Source organism: Citrobacter sp. LJND-P06 (genome assembly GCF_058188415.1).
This window is the reverse complement of record NZ_CP187317.1, coordinates 3138520-3165285: the sequence shown is the minus strand read 5'-3', so window position 1 is coordinate 3165285 and position 26766 is coordinate 3138520. Positions and strand designations below refer to the sequence as shown.

Below are 26766 nucleotides of genomic sequence, written 5' to 3'. Positions count from 1 at the left end.
TTCTTACTGGCCTAAAAAGACGTTAGCTTTCGTCGCGTGAGCGACATCTTCGATTGTTTTCTGTGCGCGAACGCTGTTACCGGCTTGATCCAGCGGCGGAGAGTAAACGGCAATCGCGTACTCACCAGGGACAACGGCGACCATACCGCCGCCGACGCCGCTTTTCGCCGGAATACCGACGGTGTACAGCCACTTGCCGCTGCCATCATAGAGACCGGCAATGGCCATTTCTGCCAGCACCTGCGGAACATACTTCTCGTTCAGCAACTGTTTGCCGTTGAACGGTGATTTACCGTTGTTGGCCAGTACGGCACCCATTTTGGCGAGCTGCTCAACGTTGAGATCGACTGAACACTGACGGGTATAAATCTCAACCGCTTCATCGGTGTTACCGTAGAAGCTGTTGTACGATTCCATCAATTTTGCCAGCGCCTGGTTATGCTGGTTGGTGTCCATTTCCGATTTGAATACCGGTTGGTTGACGACCAGCTTCGCATCTGCCCAGTCATTCATGTAATTGAGAATTTTGTTCCAGCGTTCCGTTTTGTCTTTCGCTTCAATCAGACTCACGGTACTCATGGCACCCGCGTTCACCAGTGGGTTTTCCGGCGCGCCCTGCGTCAGTTCGACCGCCAGACCGGAGTTGAACGGTAAACCAGTGGCATTGGCGCCGAGTTTATCCAGTACCACCTGCGTTCCATGCTGTTCCATCGCCAGCGCCATTGTGAAAACCTTACTCAGCGACTCCATTGGAAACGCTTTGCTGGAATCACCGACTTTGTAGATTTTTCCATCAACGGTCGCGATCGCGATACCGTAGAATTTCGGACTGTAGGTGGCCAGCGCCGGGATGTAGTCGGCGACTTTTCCGTCGTTATTGTTTTTATATTTTTGATGCGCTTGCTCTATGATTTGGGCGTAATCCGGAGCGGGTTGAGCCCAAACGGCAGCACTGCAGAGTAAGCTTGCCGAAAACACACTGACGCTAAGAAGTTTTAGATTCATATAGGATCCTGGTGAAGTTAGTGTTGGTGTTGTTGTTGGAAAAAAGGCCGACCGGAGTCGGCCCAGTGCATCGGGTTTTTATATAATCAGGAAAGAGCAGGTTCAGTAACCGGACGCTGTTCAGGGGCTTTGCCACGGCAACCTTCACCGAAGTGTTCACCTTCCCAGCGGCTGATGATTGCAGCACCCATGGCGTTACTCATGACGTTGGTCGCAGAACGGCCCATGTCGAGGAACGGATCGACACCCATCAGCAAGATCAAACCTGCTTCAGGAATGTTGAACTGGTTGAGGGTTGCGGCAATAACTACCATTGACGCACGCGGTACGCCGGCCATGCCTTTTGATGTCAGCATCAGGATTAACAGCATGGTGATCTGCTCACCCATGCTCAGATCGATGTTACAGGCCTGCGCGATAAATACGGTTGCAAACGAGCAGTAGGCCATGGAGCCGACCAGGTTAAAGGAGTAACCGATAGGCAGAACGAAACTGGCAATCTTGGAAGAGACGCCGAATCTTTCCAGTTTATCCAGCGTGCCTGGGAAGGCCGCTTCAGAGCTGGAAGTGGTGAAGGCCAGCAGGGCAGGTTCGATAATTGATTTGGTCAGACGGCCAATGCACGGACCCACAATCAGCGTCGACGCGCCAATCAGAATCGCCCACAGCATACTCAACGTCAGGTAGAACTCACCCATAAAGATACCGGCGCTGACCATCACGCCCAGACCGCGCTCAGCGATCAGTCCGGAGATGGCGGCAAACACAGTCAGTGGCGCAAACAGCATCACGTAACCGGTCAGTTTCAGCATCACGTGTACCAGAGAATCGAGCACTTTGACGATCGGCTCACCTTTTTCTCCGATCGCTGCCAGGCTGCAACCGAGGAAGATAGAGAACACGACAATCTGCAGGATTTCGTTACGCGCCATCGCATCCACAATACTGGTAGGTACTGCGTGTGAGATGAAGACTTTCAGCGTGAACGGCTCAGACTTAACGGCAGACACTGCGCCGACGTCATGAGGAACAAAGTTAATGCCAGCACCCGGTTGGAAGATGTTAACAATGACCAGACCCAGGGCAATAGAGATCAGGGACGCGAGAATGAAGAGGAAAAACGTTTTTGAGAATATACGTCCCAGGGTTTTCGCATCGCCCATTTTGGCAATACCTACCACGAGGGTAGAAATAACCAGAGGAGCGATAATCATTTTCACCATTCGTAAAAAAATAGTAGTGAAAATGGAAATGTGTTGTGAATATGACTTTGCTGTGTCAACAGATGCCATATTATTTATAGCCACCCCGGCAATCATCCCGAGTATCAGGCCTAATATGATCATCTTTGTTAAACTAATTTTCTTCATGTTTACTCCATCGGAAAATGGCTGGTAATTAATGTGTAGGGTTAGCAAACACCCGAGCGTAGAAAAACGCTCAGGTGCTCGCCTGTTATGACCAACCGCATGAATTATGCGAAGTACCGTGATACAGCAGAATCCAGTACTTCAATGGTTGTTGTTGTGTTAGTTATTAAAAATCAAAATGGATACTGAGTAATGGCGCATGCTGCTGGGCACCATAAACATCATTGTCCCCCACATTCCCGGAGATAATATCGCGCGGCATGACGATTTTTACCGCGTTAGCTGGATCAAACCAGACAATGCGATGAATAAAGTCAGGCTCAACGTGATATAACTCAGCGATAAGCTGTGGTGTTAATTGCCCCGATTCTTTTACGCGCTGATAATCTTCACGAGTTTTAAATAAAATATCTAAAACCAGTTCGTACGGTCCGGCGTTTTTGGAACGGATTACCTGTGCCAGTGAACAAATTGACTGTTTCATGCCTGGATTCCTTCTGGCGTCACCTGTTCGATGTGGAAATCAAAACGCAGTGCGTCGCTTGCCTCAATCAGATGGTAGATTGAGAACTCATACACCGGCCCACTCGGAATATCAGACGGTGAGAACGGGAAGGCGAGGTTGCCCGCCGTTGCAATGCGGTTTTCATAACCGTAATGCAGCAGGGTAGAGCGCACCAGCGAGCAAACGCTGTTGGCAATGTCCTGCGTTGGCGCAACCACGTCCAACAAGATCCCCAGTTCGTGTCCGGCTGACTGCATAGGTTCATGGAGACCCATGACGCCGTTTTTACCGTACAGATGGAACGTGATGCGGATGCTGTCATCATTCAGAGAGAGGTTGCTCGCCACGCTGGCTTTCACCTCTTCAAGAATGGTGTCAATGCCCGCGATCATGATCGGATCGCGTGTTCCGGCGATGGTCATGCAACGGAACCCGACCTGACGCGCACCTTCCAGTTTCAGTGCATAAGGCGTCTCTTCATGGCGTGAGCCGCTGACGTAGACTTCGCCCTCGTTCACAGCCTTAAAGCTACAGCCTTTCAGGTTCAGCACGCCGCCGGGGCCTGGCAGGAAGTAGGGATCTGACTTCTCATACAGGGTGTGGGCAGCGGCCGAGGTTTCGGTAAATTTACGCTTCGGATTAAATGTCTTCAGCGTGAAACCGTTGTCATCGATAATCCCCATCGCGCAGTCTGAACCGGAGCCAGGCGTTGCAGCAATGGCAGCACATTCAAGGATCTTCCCGCAGTGCAGCGCCAACCCTTCATCGAAACCTTGCATGATGGGCAGGGCGGCGAAGCAGACCGGGTCATATGCTCGTCCGCCAAGTACGACCTGCGCACCGGCTTCCAGCGCACGCTGGAAAGGTTCGACACCCATTTGCGCGACGATGTAGGTGCTCGCGTCAATGGCTTCGTGAGTGAGTTCCGGCACGAAGTCGAGGGCGGTAATTTTCCCGTTATCCAACGCCTGGTGAACGACGTCTTTTTCAACATCCGACGGGATTAACGCCATTGAGAAGCTCAGTTTCTCTTCCTGCGCAATCTCGAGGATTATCTGGCGACACCATTCCAGATGCGGTGCCGCGCCGGATCCACCGGCAGTACCAATCACCACAGGAATATTGTTTTTCACGCCAGCGGTGATCATATACCGCAGATCGCGTTTAACGCCGGCCCTGTCGGTAAACGGTTTACCCGCGCCCAGGTAGTGAGGGCCTGGATCGGAGGATCCCGCGTCAACAGCAATAAGATCCGGTGACTCTTCCATGGCTTTGCGAAAACTCTCTTCCGGGAAGCCATAACCCAGAATAGCCGTCGGCGATAAGATCTTAAATGTGCGAGCCATTTCTTAATCCTTTGTCTGCAACAACGCGATGGTACGGTTCATTTCGTTGAACACGATATTGAGACCTTCATCGAAGCCCATACCCGGTTTGATCAGCATACGCATTGGGCGTGCGGCCAGTGCGACATGCACACAGGTGCGGGCGCTGATCTCGGTTTCGTTGCAGGTACCGCCCTGATAGGCTTCCATTCCGTGCTTGTTGCAGTACAGCACTGCATCAACGATGTTGTGAATACCGCCCAGATCCGGGGTTTTAATCTGCACCATGTGGCAACTGCCAGCATCGGTGAAGTCCACGATATCCTGGTAGGTGTTACACCATTCGTCGGCCACAATTTTCACGCCGGAACCCAGACGGGTCAGCTCTTTGGTGATTTCGGTCAACAGACGGATCTGATCCGGTTTGTTGCCCGCATCGACCGGGCCTTCAATGTACAGCGGCAGACCCTGTGCTTCTTGTTCCAGGCTGGCGATATACGCTGCGCAGCGTGCCGGGTCCATATCGAAAATCAGGCCAATCGTGCCGTACACATCGATATGCAGCGTTGGGTGATAGTTCTGGCTGGTACGCAGGCTCAGGATGCGGTCAGACAACCAGCGCACGTACTCACGCAGTTTTTCACCTTCAAGACCCAGTTTCTCTTCGACGTTGTTGATCAGCGCGTGAGGCAGAACATCAACACCTTTGAGGATCATTTTGTCGACGGCGATATAACGGTCGTCGCCGCTCTGACCAAATAAAGGAATCGCTTCCGGAACGCATGGCAACTGCCATTCGTCGCAAACGACTTCTGTTTTCAGGCGACCGGATGCCAGCGCGGTGGCGTCCAGCAGTGCCTGAGACAGACCGTAACGTACTGCGGTATGCAGCAGTTGGCCGTCAATGCGTAACTGGTCGAAGAAGCGGGCGTTCGGCAGGAACGCATCCACATCGCGGCCTTCCAGCAGCGGTTTAATGTGGTCATTCAGGAAGGGAATGAAATTTTCCGCCAGGAACAGAGGGTCACGACCGCCCGCACCAGAGTACTGCACCGCAGCGCAGTCACCGACGGCGACCGTGCCGTTTTCCAGAATCAGTTGTACGGAGACACACTCACCGGCCTGACGGACGGAAGTAAAGCCAGGGGTTACCGGATCGCCGGTGTAAATGAACCCATCATGACCTGCACCATTTTTGATCGCCTGCTGATCGTCAAAATAAAATGAGGAGTAGCCAGCGGTGAAAAGGGCCTGTTTAATTTTCATTATGGTCTTCCTATTAATTTGCTGTGGGATACGGCGTTAATGTCATCGATAACCATCTGGAAGGAAGGTTTACGTCCTTCGAAATTCGCACGCTCTGCGACGTAGTCGTGGTGCAGGGCGAGAATGTCTTTCGGCAGCGGAACCGCACCGGCTTCGAGAATACGAATCGCGCCTGCGTTATCGCGTACCGGCAGGATTTTGCCTGCGTTACAGGAGGCCGGTGCGAAAGGCACGTCCAGAACACCGGCTTCAAAGGCCAGCACTGTGCCGCGCGCAATGTCGCCGTTGCCCAGTTCGAAGACTTTTTTCAGCACTGCGCGGACTTCGCTCTTGATCAGATCCACTTCCTGTTCCACTGCAGCGCACTGCGGGAATTTCTGGTCGTAGACCATGTTGAGCATCTGGCGAGAGGCTTTAAGCCCTTGCGCATTTGCCGCAGCGGTCGGAATACCCCATGCTTCGTGCGGGCTCTTGGTGATCACTTTAGTGGCGCCGGACATACCTGCGACCGCTGCACCCCAGGAGATGATGGCGAACGCTTTGGATTCATCTTCCGGGAAGCCGCCCATCCACTGGTGGAATACCGTACTCAGCTCGTAATCGTCGAAGCCATAATTCTGGAAGTATTCGTGAGACAGTTCGCGCAGGGACTGAATCGCTGCGATATCCTGCGTCAGGCTACCCACCTGTCCGTAACCGACGGTAATCGATTTAACGCCCTGTTCCAGCGCCAGCAGGCCTTCAATAATCGCCACCGAGTGGGACATAAACGGTGGGATCAGCGTGCCGGTCAGCGGGCCGAACGGTTCACGGTTGATACGAATGCCGTGTTCTTCATACATCCCCATCATACGGTCGCAGTACTGCCAGTCGCGGATGGATTTTTCCAGCGTGACGCGCTTGGCGTAAGGGATGTTGTAGGAGATACCACCGCCTTCATAGCTGGTGAATCCACTGGCCATGGAGATTTCACCCAGCAGACGTGCATCTGGCGTACCGTGACGAATCTGCAGGGGTTTTTCCAGCGTTTCGGTCAGACGACGGCAGGCTTCAACCCCGTGGTTAACAACCGGTAACCCGTTAAGTTTTGACGTACCCGCTTCAATGGATTTCTGAATCCCGATCGCCGCTTCTTCATAGCGATTCAAACGGGTATACGCATCGATAGTGGTCGGCAGAAGGTCGCACTCTTGCTGCAATGTTTTGAGCAGTTCAATGTGCTCATCCATTAACGCAACGCCCGCGCGCGGCTGACTCAGGGTTTTACCTTCCTGGTCGGCTTTCAGCAGTGCGTGAGAAAAGCGTTTACTCTCTGGAATAGTCTGTTGGTATTTAACGCCATCTTCGAAATTTTCGACGTCCTTGCCGGTATGCCAGGTCTTGATAACCTCGGCGCGCTCGGTCATGAATTCATCATGGGTTAACTTTTTATTTCGGAGTTCCATTCTTTGTAGCCTTATGTTTTATAGGGTTAAACATTGAATGCTGGTGCGAGCAGCGGCTTGCGGGTACAACCTGGCAACGTTAGCCAGTAGTGGAAGCAGGCCATGGGAATCGCGGTAATATTCGAACTGATTCGGCAACAGGATCCTTCTGCCGTCGTCATCCAGTTCCCGGTATTTAAGCCAGTTGTGAATATCGAACTGGCTGGCGCGTGAGAGCCATCCGCCAGAACCGACGATTTTGCGTACGGTGGTGAGATCGCGACCCATCTGTAAGTCGACGTTTCCCACACAGGTACAGACCTGTTTTTTGGTTCCGGCGTGTCGCTCGGTGGCGTAACCTACACAGAGTCCCGCCAGCAGGGTGTCGAAGTATTTTTCTTCTTCGTTGTGCGGCAGGTAATCCGGGTGTGCCACCAGGTGACGCAGATAGCCGTAAAAGGCTTCCTGACGTGCCGGTTGTTGTGCAAATACGACATTCACCATTTCCTGGGTACTTTCACCCACCACGACGGCGGAGACGCGCATACCCAGATCGCCTTCAACGGTACGTTTGACGAAAGGTTCCGGTACGCCATGCAGTACGGTGTCAGGGGAGAGCGTGTTAGCGCTGGCAGAGTAGACATCCGTCGTGGCACCACCCATGTCGATCAACATGAACTCTTTCCACGCGCTGTCGTAATCGCTTATCGCTTTCACCAGCTCAAAGACAGTCCAGGGCGTTGGCATCGGCTCTTCACCGGTCGCGTCCACAATGACGTCCAGTCCTTTGCCTTTCACGATGCGTGATAAAAACAGATCGCAAATGGCCTGACGGGCGGCATACGGATTCGGGTGATCGAGATCTGGCAGAATGTTGTCTACGATGGTCAGATCCTTCTGCGCCAAAATAGATTGTACTTCGTCCTGAATATCCCGGTTTCCGGCGTAAATAATGGCGCAGTTAACATTCGACTCAGCCAGCGCACGCGCATTTGCCAGGCCGTAGCTTTCTTCGCCACCATCCGTGCCGCCAGAAAACAGCAGGATGTCCGGCGGCGACGATTCCAGTGCCTGGATGTCATGCCGGTTGAGTTTGTACGAGTAATACTGCGCGATTTTTGCCCCCGCAGAGTGTGCGGTGACTTTCGCTGATTCCAGCGTAATAGACGGTACAAGCCCCATTGCGGCAACGGCGAGTCCACCTTTGGCCGATGAGGAATACTTCAACTGCACTTCACCACTTTTCAGTAACGGGCGAGCATCGGTAACATTTAGCACCTGATTCAGGCTGGCAAAAAAACCTTCTGCCAGATGATGCGTGGTGGTTGGCGTCAGGACGTGGTTTACCAGGGTTAACGCGTCCCCTTCGTAATCGAAGAGGGCGGCCTTGGTCCACGTCGATCCGATATCGACAGAGACTGTTTGCATCAGATAGCCTCTTCGAGACAACGTTGTTCAACACCACTGCGCTGTTGAATATCATTGGTGATCAGTTGGCAGACATCTTCCAGATCGTGGCTTGGTGCGAAGACACGGTTAAAGCCCATATCTTTAAATTTCGCTTCTACTTCGGAGAAATCGTGCTTACCGACGACCAGGTTACCGCCGACATAGAGCAGAATTTCGCCGATGCCACGTTCGATGCAGCGCTCACGTAAACCGAGGCAGTCGATATCGCCGTGACCGTAAATAGATGACACCACAATTGCATCTGCACCGGTTTCGATCGCAGCATCGATATATTCATCCTGGCTTACCATCACCCCCAGATTGATTACACGAAAATCATGGTTAGTAAAAACGCGATCCAAAACTTTATTGCCTACCGCATGGCAGTCAGCACCAATGACGCCAATAACAAGTGTAGATTTTTTCATGAGTAATCCTCTGTAGGGCTGTTGGTAAAAAAGTAAGATTCGTTTTTAATATTTAGAACGCAGGTTGTCGTAACCTGTTAATAGCCCAGGAGTGTCTGTTTAAGCTTAAAATGAAGCAATTGATCTATTTTCAAAATATCCTTCTGAAAACGATTGTTTAGAATTTCGTTATTAAATAAAGTGTTTTATATCAGTATGTTATGTTTGTTTTTTCAATGTGATTTTTATTTAATTACAAAAACCACTAATTAAGGCGGATGTCATCTTTGTGATCGAAATCTTATTTACTGTGAATGAGGTTATTTTGTTGCTTAAATAAGGATAAAGATGAAATTGTGAACTGCGTAACGGAATATAATAGGATAAGACGTTAGGTATTTTTATGGTTGTTAATAAAAAGATAAAAATGATAATAATTTGTTTTATCTGATTTGTAACCGATTATACTATTTGCAGTAACATGATTTTATATTTGCGAGCCATGTATCATTCTCCAATTGTAATAATCACGTGAGATACTACTTGATGCTGTTTTCTGCGAGTGAACAAAGCAAATTTATCATCGTCCGTTTTAAACGCATTACGGCAATCGCTAATTACTCAGCCATTTTTTGACTCCACGGGAGACGTTCTCCGGTATCGACGTCGTCGGGCAGGTGCCCGTGTAAAGGTTTCCCTTCGCCGACTGAGGAAGACCTGCGCTGTTCATTAAAATGGCGGAGGGTAGGGAAGAATGTCTCCTGCGTCGGTATCGTTCTTCTGAAAGCGGTCTGTGACGCGATGACTCCTTTTGCCAAAGCGATAATCGACCGCGTGGAAACATGTATGGATGGGCAGATTTGTTCCTTCAGTGGGGGAGGGGAAGTGAAACAGAGATGTTTCTGCCTGCTCAGTCACAGATGTTCAACCAATAACTTGCATGAATAGCAAGCAATCAGACAAAAGCGATACCGGATGCAGATTTGTTGTTAACAGAATAATAACGGGTAAGTGTTAATTAAAATGAGCGTAAAAGTAAAATTATTGTGATTGTTTTTTGTAATGAATTTCCGCTATGGAAAATAACCGTCAATTGACTACGCTAAAAAGTTAAGTCCGGGAACGGGTTAACCCCGCTGATACGTTAATTAAAATACGGTTTTTTTATGCGTACATGCCTATTAGGTAATCATGCGTTTCAATTTCGATACATGCGTGCAACATTGAATTTACTGAAGTTACCAGTAATATACATTGTTAACAGATTTTGTGGATTTTGATATAAATCAAAGTTTAATACTTGGAAAAGCACACTAAAACGCGATAAATTGTCCATGATCAAATTGGTGAAAAAGTGATAAGTTCGCTATAAATTGATCACTGTCGAAAAACGTAAATCTAACTCAATAAAAACCTGTTTATTGTAAGGATTTTGCGGCGTAATATAATTGCGGGATCAATTTGAGTTTTTTATTAACATGTTTGTAACCTTTCATCGTTGCTGTTTCCTCTCACGACAAAACAGTAACGAAGAAAGTGCGCAAATAAATTTGTATTGGGGCATGCGTGTGACCCTTTCTAACGGGGTTCACTCTCGGAGTCTTCATGCGATGAGCAAGGAGTCATGATGTTAGATATAGTCGAACTGTCGCGCTTACAGTTTGCCTTGACCGCGATGTACCACTTCCTGTTTGTGCCACTGACGCTCGGTATGGCGTTTTTGCTGGCCATTATGGAAACGGTCTACGTCCTTTCCGGCAAACAGATTTATAAAGATATGACCAAGTTCTGGGGCAAGTTGTTTGGGATCAACTTCGCTCTGGGTGTGGCAACCGGTCTGACCATGGAGTTCCAGTTCGGGACTAACTGGTCTTACTATTCTCACTATGTAGGGGATATCTTCGGTGCGCCGCTGGCGATCGAAGGTCTGATGGCCTTCTTCCTCGAATCTACCTTTGTAGGTCTGTTCTTCTTTGGTTGGGACCGTCTGGGTAAAGTCCAGCATATGTGCGTCACCTGGTTGGTGGCGTTGGGTTCAAACCTTTCCGCGTTGTGGATTCTGGTTGCGAACGGCTGGATGCAGAACCCAATTGCAGCGGATTTCAACTTTGAAACCATGCGCATGGAGATGCTGAGCTTCTCTGAGCTGGTGCTTAACCCGGTTGCACAGGTGAAATTCGTTCACACTGTTGCCTCTGGTTATGTTTGTGGCGCGATGTTCGTTCTGGGTATCAGCTCCTACTACATGCTGCGCGGCCGTGATTTCGCGTTCGCTAAACGCTCTTTTGCCATCGCTGCCAGCTTCGGTATGGCTGCCATTCTCTCTGTTATCGTTCTGGGTGATGAATCCGGTTACGAAATGGGCGACGTGCAGAAAACCAAACTCGCGGCTATTGAAGCAGAGTGGGAAACCCAGCCTGCACCGGCATCCTTCACGCTGTTCGGTATTCCGGACCAGGATGCGCAGGAAAACCATTTTGCGATTCAAATTCCTTATGCGCTGGGCATCATTGCCACCCGCTCTGTTGATACGCAGGTCATTGGTCTGAAAGACCTGATGGTGCAGCACGAAGAGCGTATCCGTAACGGGATGAAAGCGTATCAGTTGCTGGAAGAACTGCGTGCTGGCTCAACCGATCAGGCCGTTCGCGACCAGTTCAACAGCATGAAGAAAGACCTGGGATACGGTCTGTTGCTGAAACGCTATACCGATAAGGTCACCGACGCGACCGAATTGCAAATTCAGCAGGCAACGAAAGATTCTATACCTCGCGTTGCGCCACTGTATTTCGCGTTCCGTATCATGGTGGCGTGCGGCATTCTGATGCTGGCGATTATTGCGGTCTCCTTCTGGACGGTTCTTCGCAACCGTATCGGCGAGAAAAAATGGCTGCTGCGCACGGCGCTGTATGCGATTCCGCTGCCGTGGATTGCCATTGAGTCCGGTTGGTTCGTCGCTGAGTATGGTCGCCAACCGTGGGCAATTGGTGAAGTGTTACCGACAGCCGTGGCGAACTCTTCGCTGACTGCCGGCGATCTCATCTTCTCGATGCTGTTGATTTGCGGCCTGTACACCCTGTTCCTGGTGGCTGAACTGTACCTGATGTTCAAGTTCGCACGCCGTGGCCCGAGCAGCCTGAAAACCGGTCGTTATCACTACGAGCAGTCCACTGTGACTTCTCAGCCGGCACGCTAAGACAGGAGTCGTCAAATGATCGATTATGAAGTATTGCGTTTTATCTGGTGGCTGCTGGTTGGCATTCTGCTGATTGGTTTTGCGGTCACTGATGGTTTCGACATGGGGGTGGGCATGCTCACCCGTTTCCTCGGTCGTAATGATACCGAGCGTCGAATTATGATTAACTCCATCGCCCCACACTGGGACGGTAACCAGGTTTGGCTGATCACCGCGGGTGGCGCATTGTTCGCTGCATGGCCGATGGTGTATGCCGCTGCGTTCTCCGGTTTCTATGTGGCGATGATCCTTGTACTGGCATCCTTGTTCTTCCGTCCGGTCGGTTTTGACTACCGCTCGAAGATTGAAGACATGCGCTGGCGCAACATGTGGGACTGGGGCATCTTCATCGGTAGCTTCGTTCCACCGCTGGTAATTGGCGTGGCATTCGGCAACCTGCTGCAAGGGGTTCCGTTCCATATGGATGAGTACATGCGTTTGTACTACACCGGTAACTTCTTCCAGTTGCTGAATCCGTTTGGTCTGCTGGCAGGTATCGTGAGCGTGGGGATGATCATTACTCAGGGCGCAACCTATCTGCAGATGCGTACCGTGGGTGAACTCCATCTGCGTGCACGTGCAACGTCGCAGGTTGCAGCTCTGGTTACTCTGGTCTGCTTCGCTCTGGCGGGTGTCTGGGTGATTTACGGTATTGACGGTTATGTTGTGACTTCCGCACTGGATCACCACGCCGCCTCTAACCCGATGATCAAAGAAGTGGCTCGGGAAGCGGGCGCATGGATGGTGAACTTTAACAATGCACCAATCCTGTGGCTGGTTCCGGCGCTGGGTGTGGCTCTGCCGCTGTTGACCATCCTGACGTCTCGTATGGAGAAAGGGGCCTGGGCGTTCGTCTTCTCCTCACTGACGTTGGCCTGCATCATCCTGACTGCCGGTATCGCAATGTTCCCGTTTGTGATGCCGTCCAGCACGATGATGAACGCAAGTCTGACGATGTGGGACGCAACGTCCAGCCAGAGAACATTGAATCTGATGACCTGGGTTGCTGCGGTGTTTGTACCGATCATTCTGCTCTACACCGGCTGGTGTTACTGGAAGATGTTCGGTCGCATCACCAAAGAAGATATTGAACGCAACAGCCACTCTCTGTACTAAGTAAGGAGCTTAAAATGTGGTATTTCGCATGGATTTTGGGAACGCTTCTTGCCTGTGCATTTGGGATAATCACAGCGCTGGCGCTTGAGCACGTTGAAGCAGGCAAAGCCGGACAAGAAGAAAGTTGATGACCAACATTATCGCGATGTTATATGCGGTAATGGATAAGCGCCCCTTGCGGGCGCTTTCCTTTGTGCTGGCAATCGTGTTGGCTGGCTGCATATTCTGGGACCCATCACGCTTCGCAGCAAAAACCAGCGAGCTTGAAATCTGGCATGGTTTTCTGTTGATGTGGGCGGTCTGTGCAGGCGTGATTCACGGTGTGGGATTCCGTCCCCGCGCGGTTCACTGGCAGGGACTTTTCTCGCCATTGATTGCCGATATTGTGCTTATCACCGGTCTGTTTTTCTTCTTCTTCTGAATAAGAAACATCCTTAAATATTTATGGGCTTGCATAAGCCCATAATTTTTTACTCTCCCTTAACTTCCCCCCATTCCCAAGCCTCAATAGCGCGCGTATAGTAGCAACGTTTAAAATCTCTAACTTTTGTTGCATTACCGGGATGTAAAGTGAATACAACGCTATATACAACAGCATTCTCGATGCATCGGGGCGGCAAGTGCGCGAATCACCAGGCGCTGACTGGAGTCAGTGGCTGGAGTGAGTGGACAGAGCCAACAAAGAGGCAGCAGGAATGAATAAGTATATATTTCGATGGCCGGTTCGTGTCTACTATGAAGACACCGATGCCGGTGGTGTGGTTTACCACGCCAGTTATGTCGCTTTTTATGAAAGAGCACGCACAGAGATGCTGCGCCATCATCACTTCAGCCAACAGGTGTTGCTGGCTGAACGAGTCGCCTTTGTGGTTCGCAAAATGACCCTGGAATATTTTGCGCCAGCGCGACTTGACGATATGCTCGAAATCCAAACAGAAATTACGTCAATGCGTGGCACCTCTTTGGTATTCACGCAACGCATTGTCAACGCAGAGAACACCGTGCTGAATGAAGCAGAAGTTCTGATAGTTTGCGTTGACCCACTCAAAATGAAGCCTCGTGCGCTTCCCAAGTCTATTGTCGCGGAGTTTAAGCAGTGACTGACATGAATATCCTTGATTTGTTCCTGAAGGCCAGCCTTCTGGTTAAACTTATCATGTTGATTTTGATTGGTTTTTCGATCGCATCCTGGGCTATCATTATCCAGCGAACTCGTATTCTTAACGCGGCAGGGCGTGAAGCTGAAGCGTTCGAAGATAAGTTCTGGTCCGGAATCGAACTGTCTCGCCTGTACCAGGAAAGTCAGGGGCGCCGTGATACCCTGGCCGGTTCAGAGCAAATCTTCTACAGCGGATTCAAAGAGTTTGTGCGGCTACATCGTGCGAACAATCATGCGCCAGAAGCGGTGGTTGAAGGGGCATCCCGTGCGATGCGTATCTCAATGAACCGTGAGCTCGAAACATTAGAGACGCATATTCCCTTCCTCGGTACGGTTGGGTCTATCAGTCCGTATATCGGTCTGTTTGGTACGGTCTGGGGGATTATGCACGCATTTATCGCACTGGGTGCGGTAAAACAGGCTACCCTGCAGATGGTTGCGCCAGGTATCGCGGAAGCATTGATTGCAACGGCCATCGGTCTGTTTGCTGCAATTCCTGCCGTTATGGCTTACAACCGCCTGAATCAGCGCGTGAACAAGCTGGAACTGAATTACGACAACTTTATGGAAGAGTTCACCGCGATCCTGCACCGCCAGGCATTTACCAGTAGCGAAAGCAACAAGGGGTAAGCCATGGCCAGAACGCGTGGACGAGGTCGTCGCGAACTTAAGTCCGAAATCAATATTGTACCGTTGCTCGACGTTCTGCTGGTGCTGCTGCTGATCTTTATGGCGACAGCACCCATCATTACCCAGAGTGTGGAAGTCGATCTGCCGGATGCGACCGAGTCGCAGGCCGTTAGCAGCAATGACGAGCCTCCGGTCATTATTGAAGTTTCCGGTATTGGGCAATACAGCGTGGTGGTTGAAAAAGATCGTATGGATCAGTTACCGCCAGAACAGGTTATTGCCGAGGCGAAAAGTCGCCTGGAGTCCAATCCGAAAACGGTCTTCTTAATCGGTGGCGCGAAAGATGTGCCTTACGATGAAATAATTAAAGCGCTGAACTTGTTACACAGTGCGGGCGTGAAATCGGTTGGCTTAATGACGCAGCCAATCTGAAGTCTGCGTCCCTCTGGCTTGCAATATAGCGAGTAACAGACGAACAGTTTTTGGGAACCGAGAGTGTCAAAGGCAACCGAACAAAACGACAAGCTCAAACGGGCGATAATTATTTCAGCGGTGCTGCATGTCATTTTATTTGCAGTACTGATCTGGAGTTCGTTCGATGAGAACATTGAGGCTTCAGCCGGGGGCGGCGGTGGATCTTCCATTGACGCCGTCATGGTTGATCCTGGCGCTATTGTTCAACAGTACGATCGTCAGCAGCAACAACAGGCGAGTGCGAAGCGTGCTGAGCAACAGCGTGAAAAACAAGCGCAGCAGCAAGCCGAGGAGCTTCGTGAGAAGCAGGCTGCTGAACAAGAGCGTTTGAAGCAACTAGAGAAAGAACGTTTAGCTGCGCAGGAAAAAGTGCGTGAGCAGACGGAGCAGCAAAAACAGGCTGAAGCCGCAGCGGCAAAAGCGCAGGAGCAACAGAAGCAGGCTGAGGAAGCGGCGGCGAAAGCGGCTGCTGACGCGAAGGCCAAGGCGGATGCTCAGGCGAAACAAGCCGCAGAAGCAGCGAAGAAAGCGGCCGCAGACGCACAGAAAAAAGCGGAGGCTGACGCCGCCGCAAAAGCTGCTGCTGATGCGAAGAAAGTCGCCGAAGTGATGGCGGCTAAGGCTGCCGCTGAAGCTGTGAAAAAAGCGCAGGCAGAAGCTGCGAAGCAAGCACAGGCAGAGAAGGCCGCCGCAGAGAAAGCTGAAAAAGCGGCTGCTGCGAAAGCTGCCGCTGCCGAAAAAGCCGCAGCCGATAAGAAAGCGGCTGCAGATAAAGCCGCAGCGGACAAAAAAGCCGCTGCTGAAAAGGCTGCTGCCGATAAAAAAGCGGCAGCCGATAAGAAAGCCGCAGCAGATAAGGCCGCTGCCGCTAAAAAAGCGGCGGCTGAAAAAGCTGCAGCAGCTTCCGGTGTCGACGATCTGCTGGGCGATTTAAGCTCTGGTAAGAATGCGCCGAAATCCGGCGGCGGGGCGAAAGGCAGCAATGCTTCCCCTGCCGGAAGTGGTAATACTAAAAATAATGGCGCATCAGGTGCGGATATCAGTAACTATGCCGGGCAGATTAAAACTGCCATTGAGAGTAAGTTTTATGACGCCTCGTCCTATGCAGGGAAAACCTGTACGCTGCGCATAAAACTGGCTTCCGACGGTATGTTACTGGATATTCAGTCTGAAGGTGGCGATCCCGCGCTTTGTCAGGCTGCGCTTGCCGCAGCTAAACTTGCGAAGATCCCGAAACCGCCAAGCCAGGCAGTATATGAAGTGTTCAAAAACGCACCATTGGACTTCAAACCGTAATCGCGATGTTGGCCGTCACATCGGTCAACATCAGGCACCGGTTGTCGCTGGGTTCTGGTAGTTTTGTGTATTTGAGTTTGTTAACATTCTGCTAAATTATCGTGGGCTATCTGTCCAGATAAGGGAGATATGATGAAGCAGGCATTACGAGTAGCATTTGGTTTTCTCATACTGTGGGCGTCGGTTCTGCACGCTGAAGTCCGCATTGTGATCGACAGTGGTGTAGATTCCGGTCGTCCTATTGGCGTGGTTCCGTTCCAGTGGGCGGGGCCGGGCGCAGCTCCTGAAGATATCGGTGGTATCGTGGGTGCTGACCTGCGCAACAGCGGTAAATTTAATCCGCTAGACCGTGCTCGTCTGCCTCAGCAGCCGGGTACCGCTCAGGAAGTTCAGCCTGCGGCATGGTCTGCTCTGGGCATTGACGCCGTCGTGGTCGGCCAGGTAACGCCGAATCCGGACGGTTCCTACAATGTTGCGTATCAACTGGTTGACACCGGTGGTGCGCCGGGTACCGTTCTGGCTCAGAACTCTTACAAAGTGAACAAGCAGTGGCTGCGTTATGCGGGTCATACTGCAAGTGACGAAGTGTTTGAAAAACTGACCGGTATTAAGGGCGCGTTCCGCACCCGTATCGCGTATGTGGTTCAGACCAATGGAGGTCAGTTCCCGTACGAGCTGCGCGTGTCTGACTACGATGGCTACAACCAGTTTGTGGTTCACCGTTCTCCGCAGCCGCTGATGTCTCCTGCATGGTCTCCGGACGGTTCCAAACTGGCCTACGTGACCTTTGAAAGCGGCCGTTCTGCGCTGGTCATCCAGACGCTGTCTAACGGCGCGGTTCGTCAGGTGGCTTCTTTCCCGCGTCACAACGGTGCGCCAGCATTCTCCCCGGACGGCAGCAAACTGGCGTTTGCCTTGTCTAAAACCGGTAGTCTGAACCTGTATGTGATGGACATTGGTTCCGGCCAGATCCGCCAGGTGACGGACGGTCGCAGCAACAACACTGAACCGACCTGGTTCCCGGACAGCCAGAATCTGGCATTTACCTCAGACCAGGCCGGTCGTCCGCAGGTGTATAAAGTCAATGTCAACGGCGGTGCTCCGCAACGTATTACCTGGGAAGGATCGCAAAACCAGGATTCTGATGTGAGCAGTGACGGCAAATTTATGGTAATGGTAAGCTCAAATAGTGGGCAACAACACATTGCCAAACAAGATCTGGTAGCGGGTGGCGTACAAGTTCTGTCGTCAACGTTCCTGGATGAAACGCCAAGTCTGGCACCTAACGGCACTATGGTAATCTACAGCTCTTCTCAGGGGATGGGATCCGTGCTGAATTTGGTTTCTACAGATGGGCGTTTCAAGGCGCGTCTTCCGGCAACTGATGGTCAGGTTAAATTCCCTGCCTGGTCGCCGTATCTGTGATAATAAATAATTGATTAATAAAGGAATCATTGAAATGCAACTGAACAAAGTGCTGAAGGGGCTGATGATCGCTCTGCCTGTTATGGCAATCGCGGCATGTTCTTCTAACAAGAACGCCAGCAATGACGGCAGCGAAGGCATGATGGGCGCTGGCACTGGTATGGATGCTTCTAATGGCAGCGGCAACATGTCCTCTGAAGAGCAAGCGCGTCTGCAGATGCAACAGCTGCAGCAGAACAACATCGTTTACTTCGATCTGGACAAGTACGATATCCGTTCTGATTTCGCTGCAATGCTGGATGCGCACGCCAACTTCCTGCGTAGCAACCCGTCTTACAAAGTCACCGTAGAAGGTCACGCGGACGAACGTGGTACTCCTGAGTACAACATCTCCCTGGGTGAACGTCGTGCTAACGCTGTTAAAATGTACCTGCAGGGTAAAGGCGTTTCTGCTGACCAGATCTCCATCGTTTCTTACGGTAAAGAAAAACCTGCAGTACTGGGTCATGACGAAGCGGCTTACTCCAAAAACCGTCGTGCCGTACTGGTTTACTAAGAGAATGACATGAGCAGTAACTTCAGACATCACCTGTTGAGTCTGTCGTTACTGGTTGGCATAGCGGCCCCCTGGGCCGCTTTTGCTCAGGCGCCAATCAGTAGTGTCGGCTCTGGCTCGGTCGAAGACCGCGTCACTCAACTCGAGCGTATTTCTAATGCTCATAGCCAGCTTTTAACCCAACTCCAGCAACAACTTTCCGATAATCAGACTGATATTGATTCCCTGCGTGGCCAAATTCAGGAAAGCCAGTATCAACTGAATCAGGTTGTTGAGCGTCAGAAGCAGATCCTGTTACAGATAGACAGTCTGAGCAGCGGTAGCGCCGCAGCGCAGCCTGCTGCTGGCGATCAAGGTGGTGCGGCAACGACGACTACGCCTGCACCGGCTGCTGACGCTGGCGCAGCAACGTCAGGCGCGCCTGCCTCAAGCGGAGACGCGAATACGGATTACAACGCGGCAATTGCCCTGGTGCATGATAACGCGCGTCAGGACGACGCGATTGTGGCGTTTCAGAACTTCATCAAACAATACCCGGACTCAACGTACCAGCCGAACGCCAATTACTGGCTGGGGCAGTTGAATTACAACAAGGGTAAAAAAGATGATGCCGCGTTCTACTTTGCCTCGGTAGTGAAAAACTATCCGAAGTCTCCGAAGGCTGCTGATGCGATGTTCAAAGTCGGCGTCATCATGCAGGACAAAGGCGATACAGCAAAAGCCAAAGCCGTTTACCAGCAGGTCATCACGAAATACCCTGGTACCGATGGCGCAAAACAAGCGCAAAAACGTCTCAGCGCAATGTAATGCACACCATGCGACCAGAAATCGCGTTATTTCTGGTCGTGTCGTGTGATTCATAAGCAGTTGAGTGATCTATATCGAAATTTTTGTTGCGCTGAAATCTGAAATCAGTAATATATGCCGCCGTTGCCACGGGATATCAAACAAACCAAAAGCAACGCAAAAGTGGGTCGTTAGCTCAGTTGGTAGAGCAGTTGACTTTTAATCAATTGGTCGCAGGTTCGAATCCTGCACGACCCACCACTAACTTAAGTAGATTGTGGTAGTAAAACGTGAAGGATAACGTTGCGTTAGCAACGGCCCGTAGGGCGAGGCGAAGCCGAGTCATCCTGCACGACCCACCACTAAATCAGTTAGTAAGCAGTATCCAGCGTAGTATCGGGTGATTAGCTCAGCTGGGAGAGCACCTCCCTTACAAGGAGGGGGTCGGCGGTTCGATCCCGTCATCACCCACCACTCGGGGCGTTAGCTCAGTTGGTAGAGCAGTTGACTTTTAATCAATTGGTCGCAGGTTCGAATCCTGCACGCCCCACCAATTATTTGGTGGTTCCGAGTAAAATTTTCAGGTAACACCCAAATGGGGCGTTAGCTCAGTTGGTAGAGCAGTTGACTTTTAATCAATTGGTCGCAGGTTCGAATCCTGCACGCCCCACCAATATTAAGGTGGGTTCCTGAAAAGAATAAAGCAGTAAACCCCATAAGGGGGCGTTAGCTCAGTTGGTAGAGCAGTTGACTTTTAATCAATTGGTCGCAGGTTCGAATCCTGCACGCCCCACCAGTGTAAAAAGGCGCCCTAAAGGCGCCTTTTTGCTATCTGCGATTTAGCCGATTAGACAAAATTGTCGGGAACAATTTTGAACAACGCGCCAGCGTTGGCCCGAAGGGCGAGCGAAGCGAGTCATCCTGCACGCCCCACCAGTGTAAAAGAGGGCGCTGGCGGCGCCTTTTTGCTATCTGCGATTCAGGCGATTCGAACCGGTAGGCCGGATAAGACGTTAGTCGCCATCCGGCATCATCAAAAAACGCAATTCTTGTGACTTTTTTACGCCAATCCTCTATCTTGTTTAGCATATAAAACACTTATGCCCGATTAATGCGCGTAGTGCGCTAATGACCGGCAATTTCGTTAAGCCAGTAAAACGAGAAAGCATGATGAGCGTGATGTTTGATCCAGAAGCTGCAATCTATCCGTTTCCACCGAAGCCAGCGCCGCTGAGTGTGGATGAAAAACAATTCTACCGTGAGAAAATCAAACGTCTGCTGAAAGAGCGGGATGCTGTGATGGTCGCTCACTATTATACCGACCCGGAAATCCAGCAACTGGCTGAAGAAACCGGCGGCTGTATCTCGGATTCGCTTGAGATGGCACGCTTTGGCGCGAAACACTCCGCGTCAACCCTTCTGGTTGCTGGGGTTCGTTTTATGGGGGAAACCGCCAAAATCCTCAGCCCGGAAAAAACCATTCTGATGCCGACTCTGCAGGCGGAATGCTCACTGGATCTGGGATGCCCGATCGATGCATTCAACGCGTTTTGCGACGCGCATCCGGATCGTACCGTGGTGGTCTATGCCAACACGTCAGCCGCGGTAAAAGCGCGGGCAGACTGGGTGGTGACCTCCAGCATCGCCGTTGAACTTATTGAGCATCTTGATAGTTTAGGTGAAAAAATCATCTGGGCGCCGGATCGCCATCTGGGGAATTACGTGCAGAAACAGACCGGTGCCGACGTGCTATGCTGGCAGGGCGCCTGTATCGTGCACGATGAGTTTAAAACCCAGGCCTTAACCCGCATGAAGGGACTTTATCCCAATGCCGCCGTGCTGGTACATCCTGAGTCACCGCAATCGATCGTTGATATGGCCGATGCGGTGGGGTCAACCAGTCAGCTCATCACAGCGGCGAAAACGTTGCCGCATCAGCAACTGATTGTGGCGACCGACCGGGGTATTTTCTACAAAATGCAGCAGGCGGTTCCTGAGAAAGAGCTGCTCGAAGCGCCGACGGCGGGAGAAGGTGCAACCTGTCGTAGTTGCGCTCATTGTCCGTGGATGGCGATGAACGGCCTTAAAGCGATTGCTGAAGGCCTGGAACAAGGCGGAGCGTCTCATGAAATCCATGTTGATGAAACGCTGCGAGAAGGCGCTTTAGTGCCGTTAAACCGCATGCTGGAATTTGCGGCTACACTACGAGCTTAATCATGACGTTTTGCTCTGGGGGAAAAGATGGATTTTTTTAGCACGCAGAACATTCTGGTTCATATCCCAATCGGCGCGGGGGGTTACGATCTGTCGTGGATTGAGGCTGTGGGAACTGTCGCCGGTTTATTGTGTATTGGCCTGGCGAGTCTGGAGAAGATCAGCAATTACTTTTTTGGTCTGATTAACGTGACGTTGTTCGCCATTATCTTTTTTCAGATCCAACTCTATGCCAGCCTGCTGTTACAGGTCTTTTTCTTTGCCGCTAATATCTATGGCTGGTATGCCTGGTCCCGGCAAACAAGTCAACATGAAGCGGAACTGAAAATTCGCTGGCTGCCGTTGCCAAAAGCGCTGAGCTGGCTGGCTGTCTGCGTGGTCGCCATCGGTCTGATGACGGCATTCATCGACCCGGTATTCGCTTTCCTGACAAAAATTGCGGTGAATATTATGCAGACGCTCGGGTTGCAGGTCACTGCGCCTGAGCTACAGCCTGACGCCTTCCCCTTCTGGGATTCCTGCATGATGGTGCTGTCGATTGTGGCGATGATCCTGATGACGCGCAAATACGTTGAAAACTGGCTCTTGTGGGTGGTCATCAACGTCATCAGTGTCGTGATTTTCGCGCTACAGGGCGTTTACGCGATGTCGCTGGAATACCTGATCCTGACGTTTATTGCCCTGAACGGCAGTCGGATGTGGATCAACAGCGCGCGCGAACGCGGCTCACGCGCACTTTCCCATTAATGGTGGTGATGTATATGCCCGGATTGCCTCTGGTTCAGTTGGCAATCCGGGCCGTTACAGGGTTGATACTCTAACTGTATGGTGGCGTGTTCAATCTGGTAATGATGGATCAGAAAATGTTGGATACGTTCCAGCAACGCATCATGATCGTGCGGTGGGATCACCTGCACATGCATCGTCATCACCGGCTTCTCGCCGACCATCCAGACATGCACATGGTGCACATTACGCACTTCCGGGATATCCCTGCTGAGATGGCGCTGTAATGCGGCAATATCCAGGGAAACCGGCGCGCCTTCCAGCAGTTCGTTGACGCTATCTTTCAACAAACGCCATGCGCTTCTTAGTACCAGCAGGGAAACCAGAATCGAGAGGATCGGGTCGGCAGGCGTCCAGCCCGTCCAGATGATAATCAGCGCAGCGATGATCGCCCCGACCGATCCCAGCAAGTCTCCCATCACATGCAGGGCCGCAGCCCTGACGTTGAGATTTTTTTCTTCACTGCCGCGGTGCAGTATCCAGAACGAGAGCACATTGGCCATCAGTCCGGCGACGGCGATGACCATCATCATGCCACCTGCAACGGGTTGCGGTGTGTAGAAACGTTCTATGGCCTCCCAGACAATCAAAATGGTGATCACCACCAGCGCGATGGCATTCACAAACGCCGCCAGTGTCGTGAGTCTTAGCCAGCCGAAGGTATGGCGGATTGTGGGCGGTCGTCGGGAAAACTGTACGGCCAGCAGTGCAAAGAGCAGGGCGGCGGCGTCGGTAAGCATGTGGCCCGCATCCGCCAACAGTGCCAGCGAGCCGGAGAGTATTCCGCCCACCACCTCAACCAACATAAATCCGGCAGTGACACAAAACGCGAACAGCAACCGGCGGGCATTTTTATCTTCCGGCAGGTGAGGTGAAGTATGAGTATGTGAGTGCGCCATAGTGCCATCCCTTTGTTATTCTCATCATTACTGTATGACATCATACGGATTTTTGACTGACAAAATAAAAAGGAGAGCTTTTGCTCTCCCGGTATCAGCCAAATTTTCAGGTTTTGGCGACTCAGCAGAAGGGCGCTAACCACTGCGGAAAGCCGATTTAGCGCAGCACAGAATCTGGAAAATAATTTTGATAAGCGTAATTTAAGTTGAAAATTGCAGGCTGGATCTCGTTTTTCGCTACTTTATGGCGTTTTTAAACTGATTTCAGGATTAATCCATGCAAACTGTAAAACCCAGTTTACACTTTCGGGATGAAGATATAGATTGGAGGGATTGCATTCATTTATATAAGTATGGCTACGCTGGAATAATCATGAATTATCAGAACGACGATTTACGCATTAAAGAGATCAACGAGTTATTACCGCCGGTCGCACTCCTGGAAAAATTCCCCGCTACTGAAAACGCCGCCAACACGGTAGCGCATGCCCGTAAAGCGATTCATAAAATTCTGAAAGGCAATGACGATCGCCTGCTGGTGGTGATTGGGCCGTGTTCAATTCATGATCCGGCGGCGGCCAAAGAGTATGCGGCTCGCCTGCTGGCGTTGCGTGAAGAATTAAAAGACGATCTAGAGATCGTCATGCGCGTGTATTTTGAAAAACCGCGCACCACCGTGGGCTGGAAAGGGTTGATCAACGATCCGCACATGGATAACAGTTTCCAGATCAACGACGGTCTGCGTATTGCCCGCAAGTTATTGCTGGATATCAATGATAGCGGTTTGCCGGCTGCCGGTGAGTTCCTCGATATGATCACCCCACAATACCTTGCCGACCTGATGAGCTGGGGCGCCATTGGGGCGCGTACTACCGAATCGCAGGTTCACCGCGAGCTGGCTTCTGGACTTTCCTGCCCGGTAGGATTCAAAAATGGCACCGATGGCACGATCAAGGTCGCCATTGACGCTATCAATGCCGCAGGGGCGCCGCACTGCTTCCTCTCCGTCACCAAATGGGGTCACTCCGCGATTGTGAATACCAGCGGAAATGGCGACTGCCATATCATTCTGCGCGGCGGGAAAGAACCGAACTACAGCGCGCAGCACGTCGCTGTCGTGAAAGAGGGGCTTGGGAAAGCCGGGCTGCCTTCGCAGGTGATGATCGATTTTAGCCACGCGAATTCCAGCAAACAGTTCAAAAAGCAGATGGACGTCTGCGCGGATGTCTGTCAGCAAGTTGCTGGTGGAGAAAAAGCGATTATTGGCGTGATGGTAGAGAGCCATCTGGTCGAAGGGAATCAAAACCTGGAAGGCGGTGAACCGCTGACCTACGGTAAAAGCATTACCGATGCCTGCATTGGTTGGGAAGATACCGACATGCTGCTGCGTAAGTTGTCGAATGCGGTTAAAGCACGCCGCGGATAATCCGCTTATTTGCCCCAGATTCAGAGCCGACTTTTGCAGTCGGCTTTTTTGTCTCTTTTTTACGGAATATAAAAAATTATATAACGATGGCTAAGTACGGTATAATCACGCTTCCGACCCCGTAAGAAAAAGATCTGCCCGCAGACAGATATGCACCCTGATGAAATACTATGTCGCTCTCCGCTAATGTCACTTCCCCAAACGCCATTCTGCGCCTCTACCGGCAGGTTGTGCGTCAACGCTTACTGCTGGCGCTGGTGATTACTCTGGCAATTCTGGCTTCGTTGGTGCTCGATTCAACCCTTGGCGCGTCGGGTTTACCGTTCACGGAACTCTGGAAAACGCTGCTGCATCCTGCGAGCGCGAATGCCGGGGTTCGCGTGATTGTCTGGGATATCCGCTTACCGTATGCGCTGATGGCGCTGCTGATCGGAATGGCGCTTGGGCTGGCGGGCGCCGAAATGCAGACCATTTTAAATAACTCGCTGGCGAGCCCTTTTACACTTGGCGTTTCGTCTGCGGCGGCGTTTGGTGCGGCGCTGGCGATTGTGCTGGGCATCGGGATCCCGGGTATTCCGGCGGCCTGGTTTATCCCCGCCAATGCGTTTGCGTTTGCCTTGCTTTCCGCGTTGTTACTGGATGGCATTACCCGCTGGACGCGTGTAGCGACGTCGGGCGTTGTGCTGTTCGGTATTGCGCTGGTGTTTACCTTCAATGCGCTGGTTTCAATGCTGCAGTTTGTGGCGGATGAAGATACGTTGCAGGGACTGGTCTTCTGGACGATGGGCAGTCTGACCCGCGCCTCATGGGAAAAACTTGGCGTGCTGGCGGTGGTTTTCGTCGTTGTCTCGTGCTGGTCAATGCGCAGTGCCTGGCAACTGACGGCATTGCGGCTGGGAGAAGAGAGGGCGATGAGCTTCGGCATTGATGTCCGGCGTTTGCGACTGGCCGCGTTATTACGCATCAGTCTGCTCTCGGCGCTTTCGGTGGCGTTTGTTGGGCCGATCGGTTTTATCGGCCTGGTAGCGCCGCATATTGCGCGAATGCTGTTTGGGGAAGATCACCGTTTTTATCTACCAGGCAGCGTGTTGACCGGCGGGCTTGTGCTTTCTCTGGCGTCGGTCGCCTCCAAAAACATAGTGCCTGGCGTTATCATCCCGGTGGGGATTGTCACTTCACTGGTGGGCGTACCGTTTTTCCTGAGCATCATTCTTCGCCACCGGGGAAGCGGATTATGAGCGGGCTGATGATTAAGGGGCTGTATGCCGGTTATCCGAATCACCCTGTGATGGGTAATCTGAGTATTCCTGAACTCCCGCGCGGTAAAATCACGGTGTTGCTGGGGCCAAACGGCTGTGGGAAGTCGACCTTGTTACGTGCGCTGGCGGGCTTAACGAAAGCCAACGGAGACGTGTTTCTGGGTGATGAAAACCTGATGTCGCTGCCGTTTGCCCGGCGTGCGCAAAAGGTGGTGTTCTTACCCCAGTCATTACCGCAGGGCGTGCATTTGCAGGTGCTGGAGTCGGTGGTGGTGGCGCAACGCGCAACGGGCGGAAATAACGCTTCGCAGGATCAGGCGCAGGTAATGGCGCTACTTGAACATTTGGGCATTTCACATCTCGCGCTGCATTATCTCGACAGGCTCTCCGGCGGTCAGCGGCAGTTGGTCGGGCTGGCGCAATCACTGATCCGCCGACCTGAACTTCTGCTGCTGGACGAGCCGCTCAGCGCGCTGGATTTAAATTATCAGCTGCACGTTATGGAACGGATTGCTCAGGAGACGCGAACGCGGCAACTGGTGACGCTGGTGGTGGTACACGATATGAATATGGCATTACGCTTCGGCGACCATATTGTGATGCTCAAGGATGGCAAACTGGTGGCGAGTGGCGCGCCGCACGCGGTGATCACCGCAGAACGTCTGGCGCAGGTGTACAACGTCCGTGGGCGCGTGGAACGCTGTTCGCGGGGAAAGGCGCAGGTGATACTGGATGGGGTTATCGGGGTATAAGC

25 protein-coding genes and 5 tRNA genes are annotated in these 26766 nt (G+C 51.7%); 21 read left to right on the top strand and 9 right to left on the bottom strand.

Translation table 11 applies throughout. The annotated features are described in order from the left end of the window. Nucleotides 1–3 precede the first annotated feature (3 nt). The 8 genes from glsA to glmS all read right to left on the bottom strand — a co-directional run bounded on the left by glsA (nt 4) and on the right by glmS (nt 8772). Entirely contained in the window at nt 4–1005 is a 1002-nt protein-coding gene (gene glsA, locus ACO7SM_RS15135) for a glutaminase A (RefSeq protein WP_490468222.1), read from the bottom strand. An 86-nt stretch (nt 1006–1091) separates the two neighbouring features. Then, nucleotides 1092–2375 carry a dicarboxylate/amino acid:cation symporter gene (locus ACO7SM_RS15130; RefSeq protein ID WP_490468221.1) on the bottom strand — a complete coding sequence of 428 codons (1284 nt, stop codon included), beginning with the start codon at nt 2373–2375 and terminating at the stop codon, nt 1092–1094. A 166-nt stretch (nt 2376–2541) separates the two neighbouring features. Next, entirely contained in the window at nt 2542–2859 is a 318-nt protein-coding gene (locus ACO7SM_RS15125) for a DUF4387 domain-containing protein (RefSeq protein ID WP_162382520.1), read from the bottom strand. Further along, nucleotides 2856–4226, bottom strand: coding sequence for an acyclic terpene utilization AtuA family protein (locus ACO7SM_RS15120; protein WP_192611599.1), 1371 nt, complete (start codon nt 4224–4226; stop codon nt 2856–2858). The genes ACO7SM_RS15125 and ACO7SM_RS15120 overlap by 4 nt, the downstream gene beginning before the upstream one ends. A 3-nt stretch (nt 4227–4229) precedes the next feature. Further along, nucleotides 4230–5471, bottom strand: a complete 1242-nt coding sequence (locus tag ACO7SM_RS15115; RefSeq protein WP_490468220.1) for a methylaspartate ammonia-lyase — start codon at nt 5469–5471, stop codon at nt 4230–4232. Beyond that, nucleotides 5471–6916 (bottom strand): methylaspartate mutase subunit E, encoded by a 1446-nt coding sequence (locus ACO7SM_RS15110; RefSeq protein ID WP_490468219.1) that lies wholly within the window; start codon nt 6914–6916, stop codon nt 5471–5473. The genes ACO7SM_RS15115 and ACO7SM_RS15110 overlap by 1 nt, the downstream gene beginning before the upstream one ends. 18 nt (nt 6917–6934) lie before the next feature. Further along, nucleotides 6935–8323: a methylaspartate mutase accessory protein GlmL gene (gene glmL, locus ACO7SM_RS15105; RefSeq protein ID WP_490468218.1), complete on the bottom strand. Its 1389-nt coding sequence runs from the start codon at nt 8321–8323 to the stop codon at nt 6935–6937. Beyond that, a complete protein-coding gene (gene glmS / locus ACO7SM_RS15100) occupies nt 8323–8772 on the bottom strand; it encodes a methylaspartate mutase subunit S (protein WP_490468217.1) in 450 nt (149 codons plus the stop codon). Before glmS ends, glmL begins: the two co-directional genes overlap by 1 nt. 1606 nt (nt 8773–10378) lie before the next feature. Here glmS and cydA point away from each other — a divergent pair. The 18 genes from cydA (at nt 10379) to pnuC (ending at nt 22389) form a co-directional block, all read left to right on the top strand. After that, nucleotides 10379–11947 carry a cytochrome ubiquinol oxidase subunit I gene (cydA, locus tag ACO7SM_RS15095; protein ID WP_490470957.1) on the top strand — a complete coding sequence of 523 codons (1569 nt, stop codon included), beginning with the start codon at nt 10379–10381 and terminating at the stop codon, nt 11945–11947. Nucleotides 11948–11962: 15 nt separating this feature from the next. After that, on the top strand, nt 11963–13102 hold the full coding sequence (cydB, locus tag ACO7SM_RS15090; protein ID WP_490468216.1) for a cytochrome d ubiquinol oxidase subunit II: 1140 nt from the start codon (nt 11963–11965) through the stop codon (nt 13100–13102). Nucleotides 13103–13116: 14 nt separating this feature from the next. Continuing rightward, nucleotides 13117–13230: a cytochrome bd-I oxidase subunit CydX gene (gene cydX / locus ACO7SM_RS15085; RefSeq protein WP_071828905.1), complete on the top strand. Its 114-nt coding sequence runs from the start codon at nt 13117–13119 to the stop codon at nt 13228–13230. After that, entirely contained in the window at nt 13230–13523 is a 294-nt protein-coding gene (gene ybgE, locus ACO7SM_RS15080; RefSeq protein WP_276292369.1) for a cyd operon protein YbgE, read from the top strand. The genes cydX and ybgE overlap by 1 nt, the downstream gene beginning before the upstream one ends. 274 nt (nt 13524–13797) lie before the next feature. Next, nucleotides 13798–14202: a tol-pal system-associated acyl-CoA thioesterase gene (gene ybgC / locus ACO7SM_RS15075; RefSeq protein ID WP_192611606.1), complete on the top strand. Its 405-nt coding sequence runs from the start codon at nt 13798–13800 to the stop codon at nt 14200–14202. Then, nucleotides 14199–14891, top strand: a complete 693-nt coding sequence (gene tolQ / locus ACO7SM_RS15070) for a Tol-Pal system protein TolQ (protein ID WP_490468215.1) — start codon at nt 14199–14201, stop codon at nt 14889–14891. Before ybgC ends, tolQ begins: the two co-directional genes overlap by 4 nt. Nucleotides 14892–14894: 3 nt before the next feature. Next, nucleotides 14895–15323 carry a colicin uptake protein TolR gene (gene tolR / locus ACO7SM_RS15065; protein WP_192611607.1) on the top strand — a complete coding sequence of 143 codons (429 nt, stop codon included), beginning with the start codon at nt 14895–14897 and terminating at the stop codon, nt 15321–15323. Between the two features lie 63 nt (nt 15324–15386). Beyond that, nucleotides 15387–16661, top strand: a complete 1275-nt coding sequence (tolA, locus tag ACO7SM_RS15060) for a cell envelope integrity protein TolA (RefSeq protein ID WP_490468214.1) — start codon at nt 15387–15389, stop codon at nt 16659–16661. Nucleotides 16662–16793: 132 nt separating this feature from the next. Further along, nucleotides 16794–18086 (top strand): Tol-Pal system beta propeller repeat protein TolB, encoded by a 1293-nt coding sequence (tolB, locus tag ACO7SM_RS15055; protein ID WP_490468213.1) that lies wholly within the window; start codon nt 16794–16796, stop codon nt 18084–18086. Between the two features lie 34 nt (nt 18087–18120). Further along, nucleotides 18121–18642 (top strand): peptidoglycan-associated lipoprotein Pal, encoded by a 522-nt coding sequence (gene pal, locus ACO7SM_RS15050; protein WP_490468212.1) that lies wholly within the window; start codon nt 18121–18123, stop codon nt 18640–18642. 9 nt (nt 18643–18651) lie between these two features. Next, nucleotides 18652–19449, top strand: a complete 798-nt coding sequence (gene cpoB / locus ACO7SM_RS15045; RefSeq protein WP_490468211.1) for a cell division protein CpoB — start codon at nt 18652–18654, stop codon at nt 19447–19449. Nucleotides 19450–19613: 164 nt separating this feature from the next. Beyond that, nucleotides 19614–19689 (top strand) — tRNA-Lys (locus ACO7SM_RS15040). A 137-nt stretch (nt 19690–19826) separates the two neighbouring features. After that, nucleotides 19827–19902 (top strand) — tRNA-Val (locus ACO7SM_RS15035). Between the two features lie 3 nt (nt 19903–19905). Next, nucleotides 19906–19981: transfer RNA gene (locus ACO7SM_RS15030), tRNA-Lys, on the top strand. 44 nt (nt 19982–20025) lie between these two features. After that, nucleotides 20026–20101 (top strand) — tRNA-Lys (locus ACO7SM_RS15025). 47 nt (nt 20102–20148) lie between these two features. Next, nucleotides 20149–20224 (top strand) — tRNA-Lys (locus tag ACO7SM_RS15020). A gap of 374 nt (nt 20225–20598) precedes the next feature. Then, nucleotides 20599–21642, top strand: coding sequence for a quinolinate synthase NadA (gene nadA, locus ACO7SM_RS15015; protein ID WP_490470956.1), 1044 nt, complete (start codon nt 20599–20601; stop codon nt 21640–21642). 27 nt (nt 21643–21669) lie between these two features. Further along, nucleotides 21670–22389 carry a nicotinamide riboside transporter PnuC gene (pnuC, locus tag ACO7SM_RS15010; RefSeq protein ID WP_490468210.1) on the top strand — a complete coding sequence of 240 codons (720 nt, stop codon included), beginning with the start codon at nt 21670–21672 and terminating at the stop codon, nt 22387–22389. On the opposite strand, the gene zitB is transcribed toward pnuC, so the two are convergent. Continuing rightward, nucleotides 22386–23327, bottom strand: coding sequence for a CDF family zinc transporter ZitB (gene zitB / locus ACO7SM_RS15005; protein ID WP_490468209.1), 942 nt, complete (start codon nt 23325–23327; stop codon nt 22386–22388). The genes pnuC and zitB overlap by 4 nt on opposite strands. Nucleotides 23328–23700: 373 nt before the next feature. Between zitB and aroG the strand changes: the two genes are divergently transcribed. From aroG to ACO7SM_RS14990, 3 genes are all read left to right on the top strand, one after another. Further along, entirely contained in the window at nt 23701–24753 is a 1053-nt protein-coding gene (aroG, locus tag ACO7SM_RS15000; RefSeq protein WP_490468208.1) for a 3-deoxy-7-phosphoheptulonate synthase AroG, read from the top strand. A gap of 170 nt (nt 24754–24923) precedes the next feature. Continuing rightward, nucleotides 24924–25991, top strand: coding sequence for a FecCD family ABC transporter permease (locus tag ACO7SM_RS14995; protein WP_490468207.1), 1068 nt, complete (start codon nt 24924–24926; stop codon nt 25989–25991). Beyond that, on the top strand, nt 25988–26764 hold the full coding sequence (locus tag ACO7SM_RS14990) for an ABC transporter ATP-binding protein (protein ID WP_490468206.1): 777 nt from the start codon (nt 25988–25990) through the stop codon (nt 26762–26764). The genes ACO7SM_RS14995 and ACO7SM_RS14990 overlap by 4 nt, the downstream gene beginning before the upstream one ends. Nucleotides 26765–26766 lie beyond the last annotated feature (2 nt).

What these genes read in the sequence shown, in the direction of transcription:
- glmL (WP_490468218.1), bottom strand. Translation starts at nt 8,323, where the DNA reads ATGCAAACAGTCTCTGTCGATATCGGATCGACGTGGACCAAGGCCGCC.
- ACO7SM_RS15120 (WP_192611599.1), bottom strand. Translation starts at nt 4,226, where the DNA reads ATGGCTCGCACATTTAAGATCTTATCGCCGACGGCTATTCTGGGTTAT.
- tolR (WP_192611607.1), top strand. Translation starts at nt 14,895, where the DNA reads ATGGCCAGAACGCGTGGACGAGGTCGTCGCGAACTTAAGTCCGAAATC.
- tolB (WP_490468213.1), top strand. Translation starts at nt 16,794, where the DNA reads ATGAAGCAGGCATTACGAGTAGCATTTGGTTTTCTCATACTGTGGGCG.
- ybgC (WP_192611606.1), top strand. Translation starts at nt 13,798, where the DNA reads ATGAATAAGTATATATTTCGATGGCCGGTTCGTGTCTACTATGAAGAC.
- cydA (WP_490470957.1), top strand. Translation starts at nt 10,379, where the DNA reads ATGTTAGATATAGTCGAACTGTCGCGCTTACAGTTTGCCTTGACCGCG.
- ACO7SM_RS14995 (WP_490468207.1), top strand. Translation starts at nt 24,924, where the DNA reads ATGTCGCTCTCCGCTAATGTCACTTCCCCAAACGCCATTCTGCGCCTC.
- aroG (WP_490468208.1), top strand. Translation starts at nt 23,701, where the DNA reads ATGAATTATCAGAACGACGATTTACGCATTAAAGAGATCAACGAGTTA.
- ACO7SM_RS15110 (WP_490468219.1), bottom strand. Translation starts at nt 6,916, where the DNA reads ATGGAACTCCGAAATAAAAAGTTAACCCATGATGAATTCATGACCGAG.
- pnuC (WP_490468210.1), top strand. Translation starts at nt 21,670, where the DNA reads ATGGATTTTTTTAGCACGCAGAACATTCTGGTTCATATCCCAATCGGC.
- ACO7SM_RS14990 (WP_490468206.1), top strand. Translation starts at nt 25,988, where the DNA reads ATGAGCGGGCTGATGATTAAGGGGCTGTATGCCGGTTATCCGAATCAC.
- glmS (WP_490468217.1), bottom strand. Translation starts at nt 8,772, where the DNA reads ATGAAAAAATCTACACTTGTTATTGGCGTCATTGGTGCTGACTGCCAT.
- zitB (WP_490468209.1), bottom strand. Translation starts at nt 23,327, where the DNA reads ATGGCGCACTCACATACTCATACTTCACCTCACCTGCCGGAAGATAAA.
- cydX (WP_071828905.1), top strand. Translation starts at nt 13,117, where the DNA reads ATGTGGTATTTCGCATGGATTTTGGGAACGCTTCTTGCCTGTGCATTT.
- ACO7SM_RS15125 (WP_162382520.1), bottom strand. Translation starts at nt 2,859, where the DNA reads ATGAAACAGTCAATTTGTTCACTGGCACAGGTAATCCGTTCCAAAAAC.
- ybgE (WP_276292369.1), top strand. Translation starts at nt 13,230, where the DNA reads ATGACCAACATTATCGCGATGTTATATGCGGTAATGGATAAGCGCCCC.
- ACO7SM_RS15130 (WP_490468221.1), bottom strand. Translation starts at nt 2,375, where the DNA reads ATGAAGAAAATTAGTTTAACAAAGATGATCATATTAGGCCTGATACTC.
- nadA (WP_490470956.1), top strand. Translation starts at nt 20,599, where the DNA reads ATGAGCGTGATGTTTGATCCAGAAGCTGCAATCTATCCGTTTCCACCG.
- pal (WP_490468212.1), top strand. Translation starts at nt 18,121, where the DNA reads ATGCAACTGAACAAAGTGCTGAAGGGGCTGATGATCGCTCTGCCTGTT.
- ACO7SM_RS15115 (WP_490468220.1), bottom strand. Translation starts at nt 5,471, where the DNA reads ATGAAAATTAAACAGGCCCTTTTCACCGCTGGCTACTCCTCATTTTAT.
- glsA (WP_490468222.1), bottom strand. Translation starts at nt 1,005, where the DNA reads ATGAATCTAAAACTTCTTAGCGTCAGTGTGTTTTCGGCAAGCTTACTC.
- cpoB (WP_490468211.1), top strand. Translation starts at nt 18,652, where the DNA reads ATGAGCAGTAACTTCAGACATCACCTGTTGAGTCTGTCGTTACTGGTT.
- cydB (WP_490468216.1), top strand. Translation starts at nt 11,963, where the DNA reads ATGATCGATTATGAAGTATTGCGTTTTATCTGGTGGCTGCTGGTTGGC.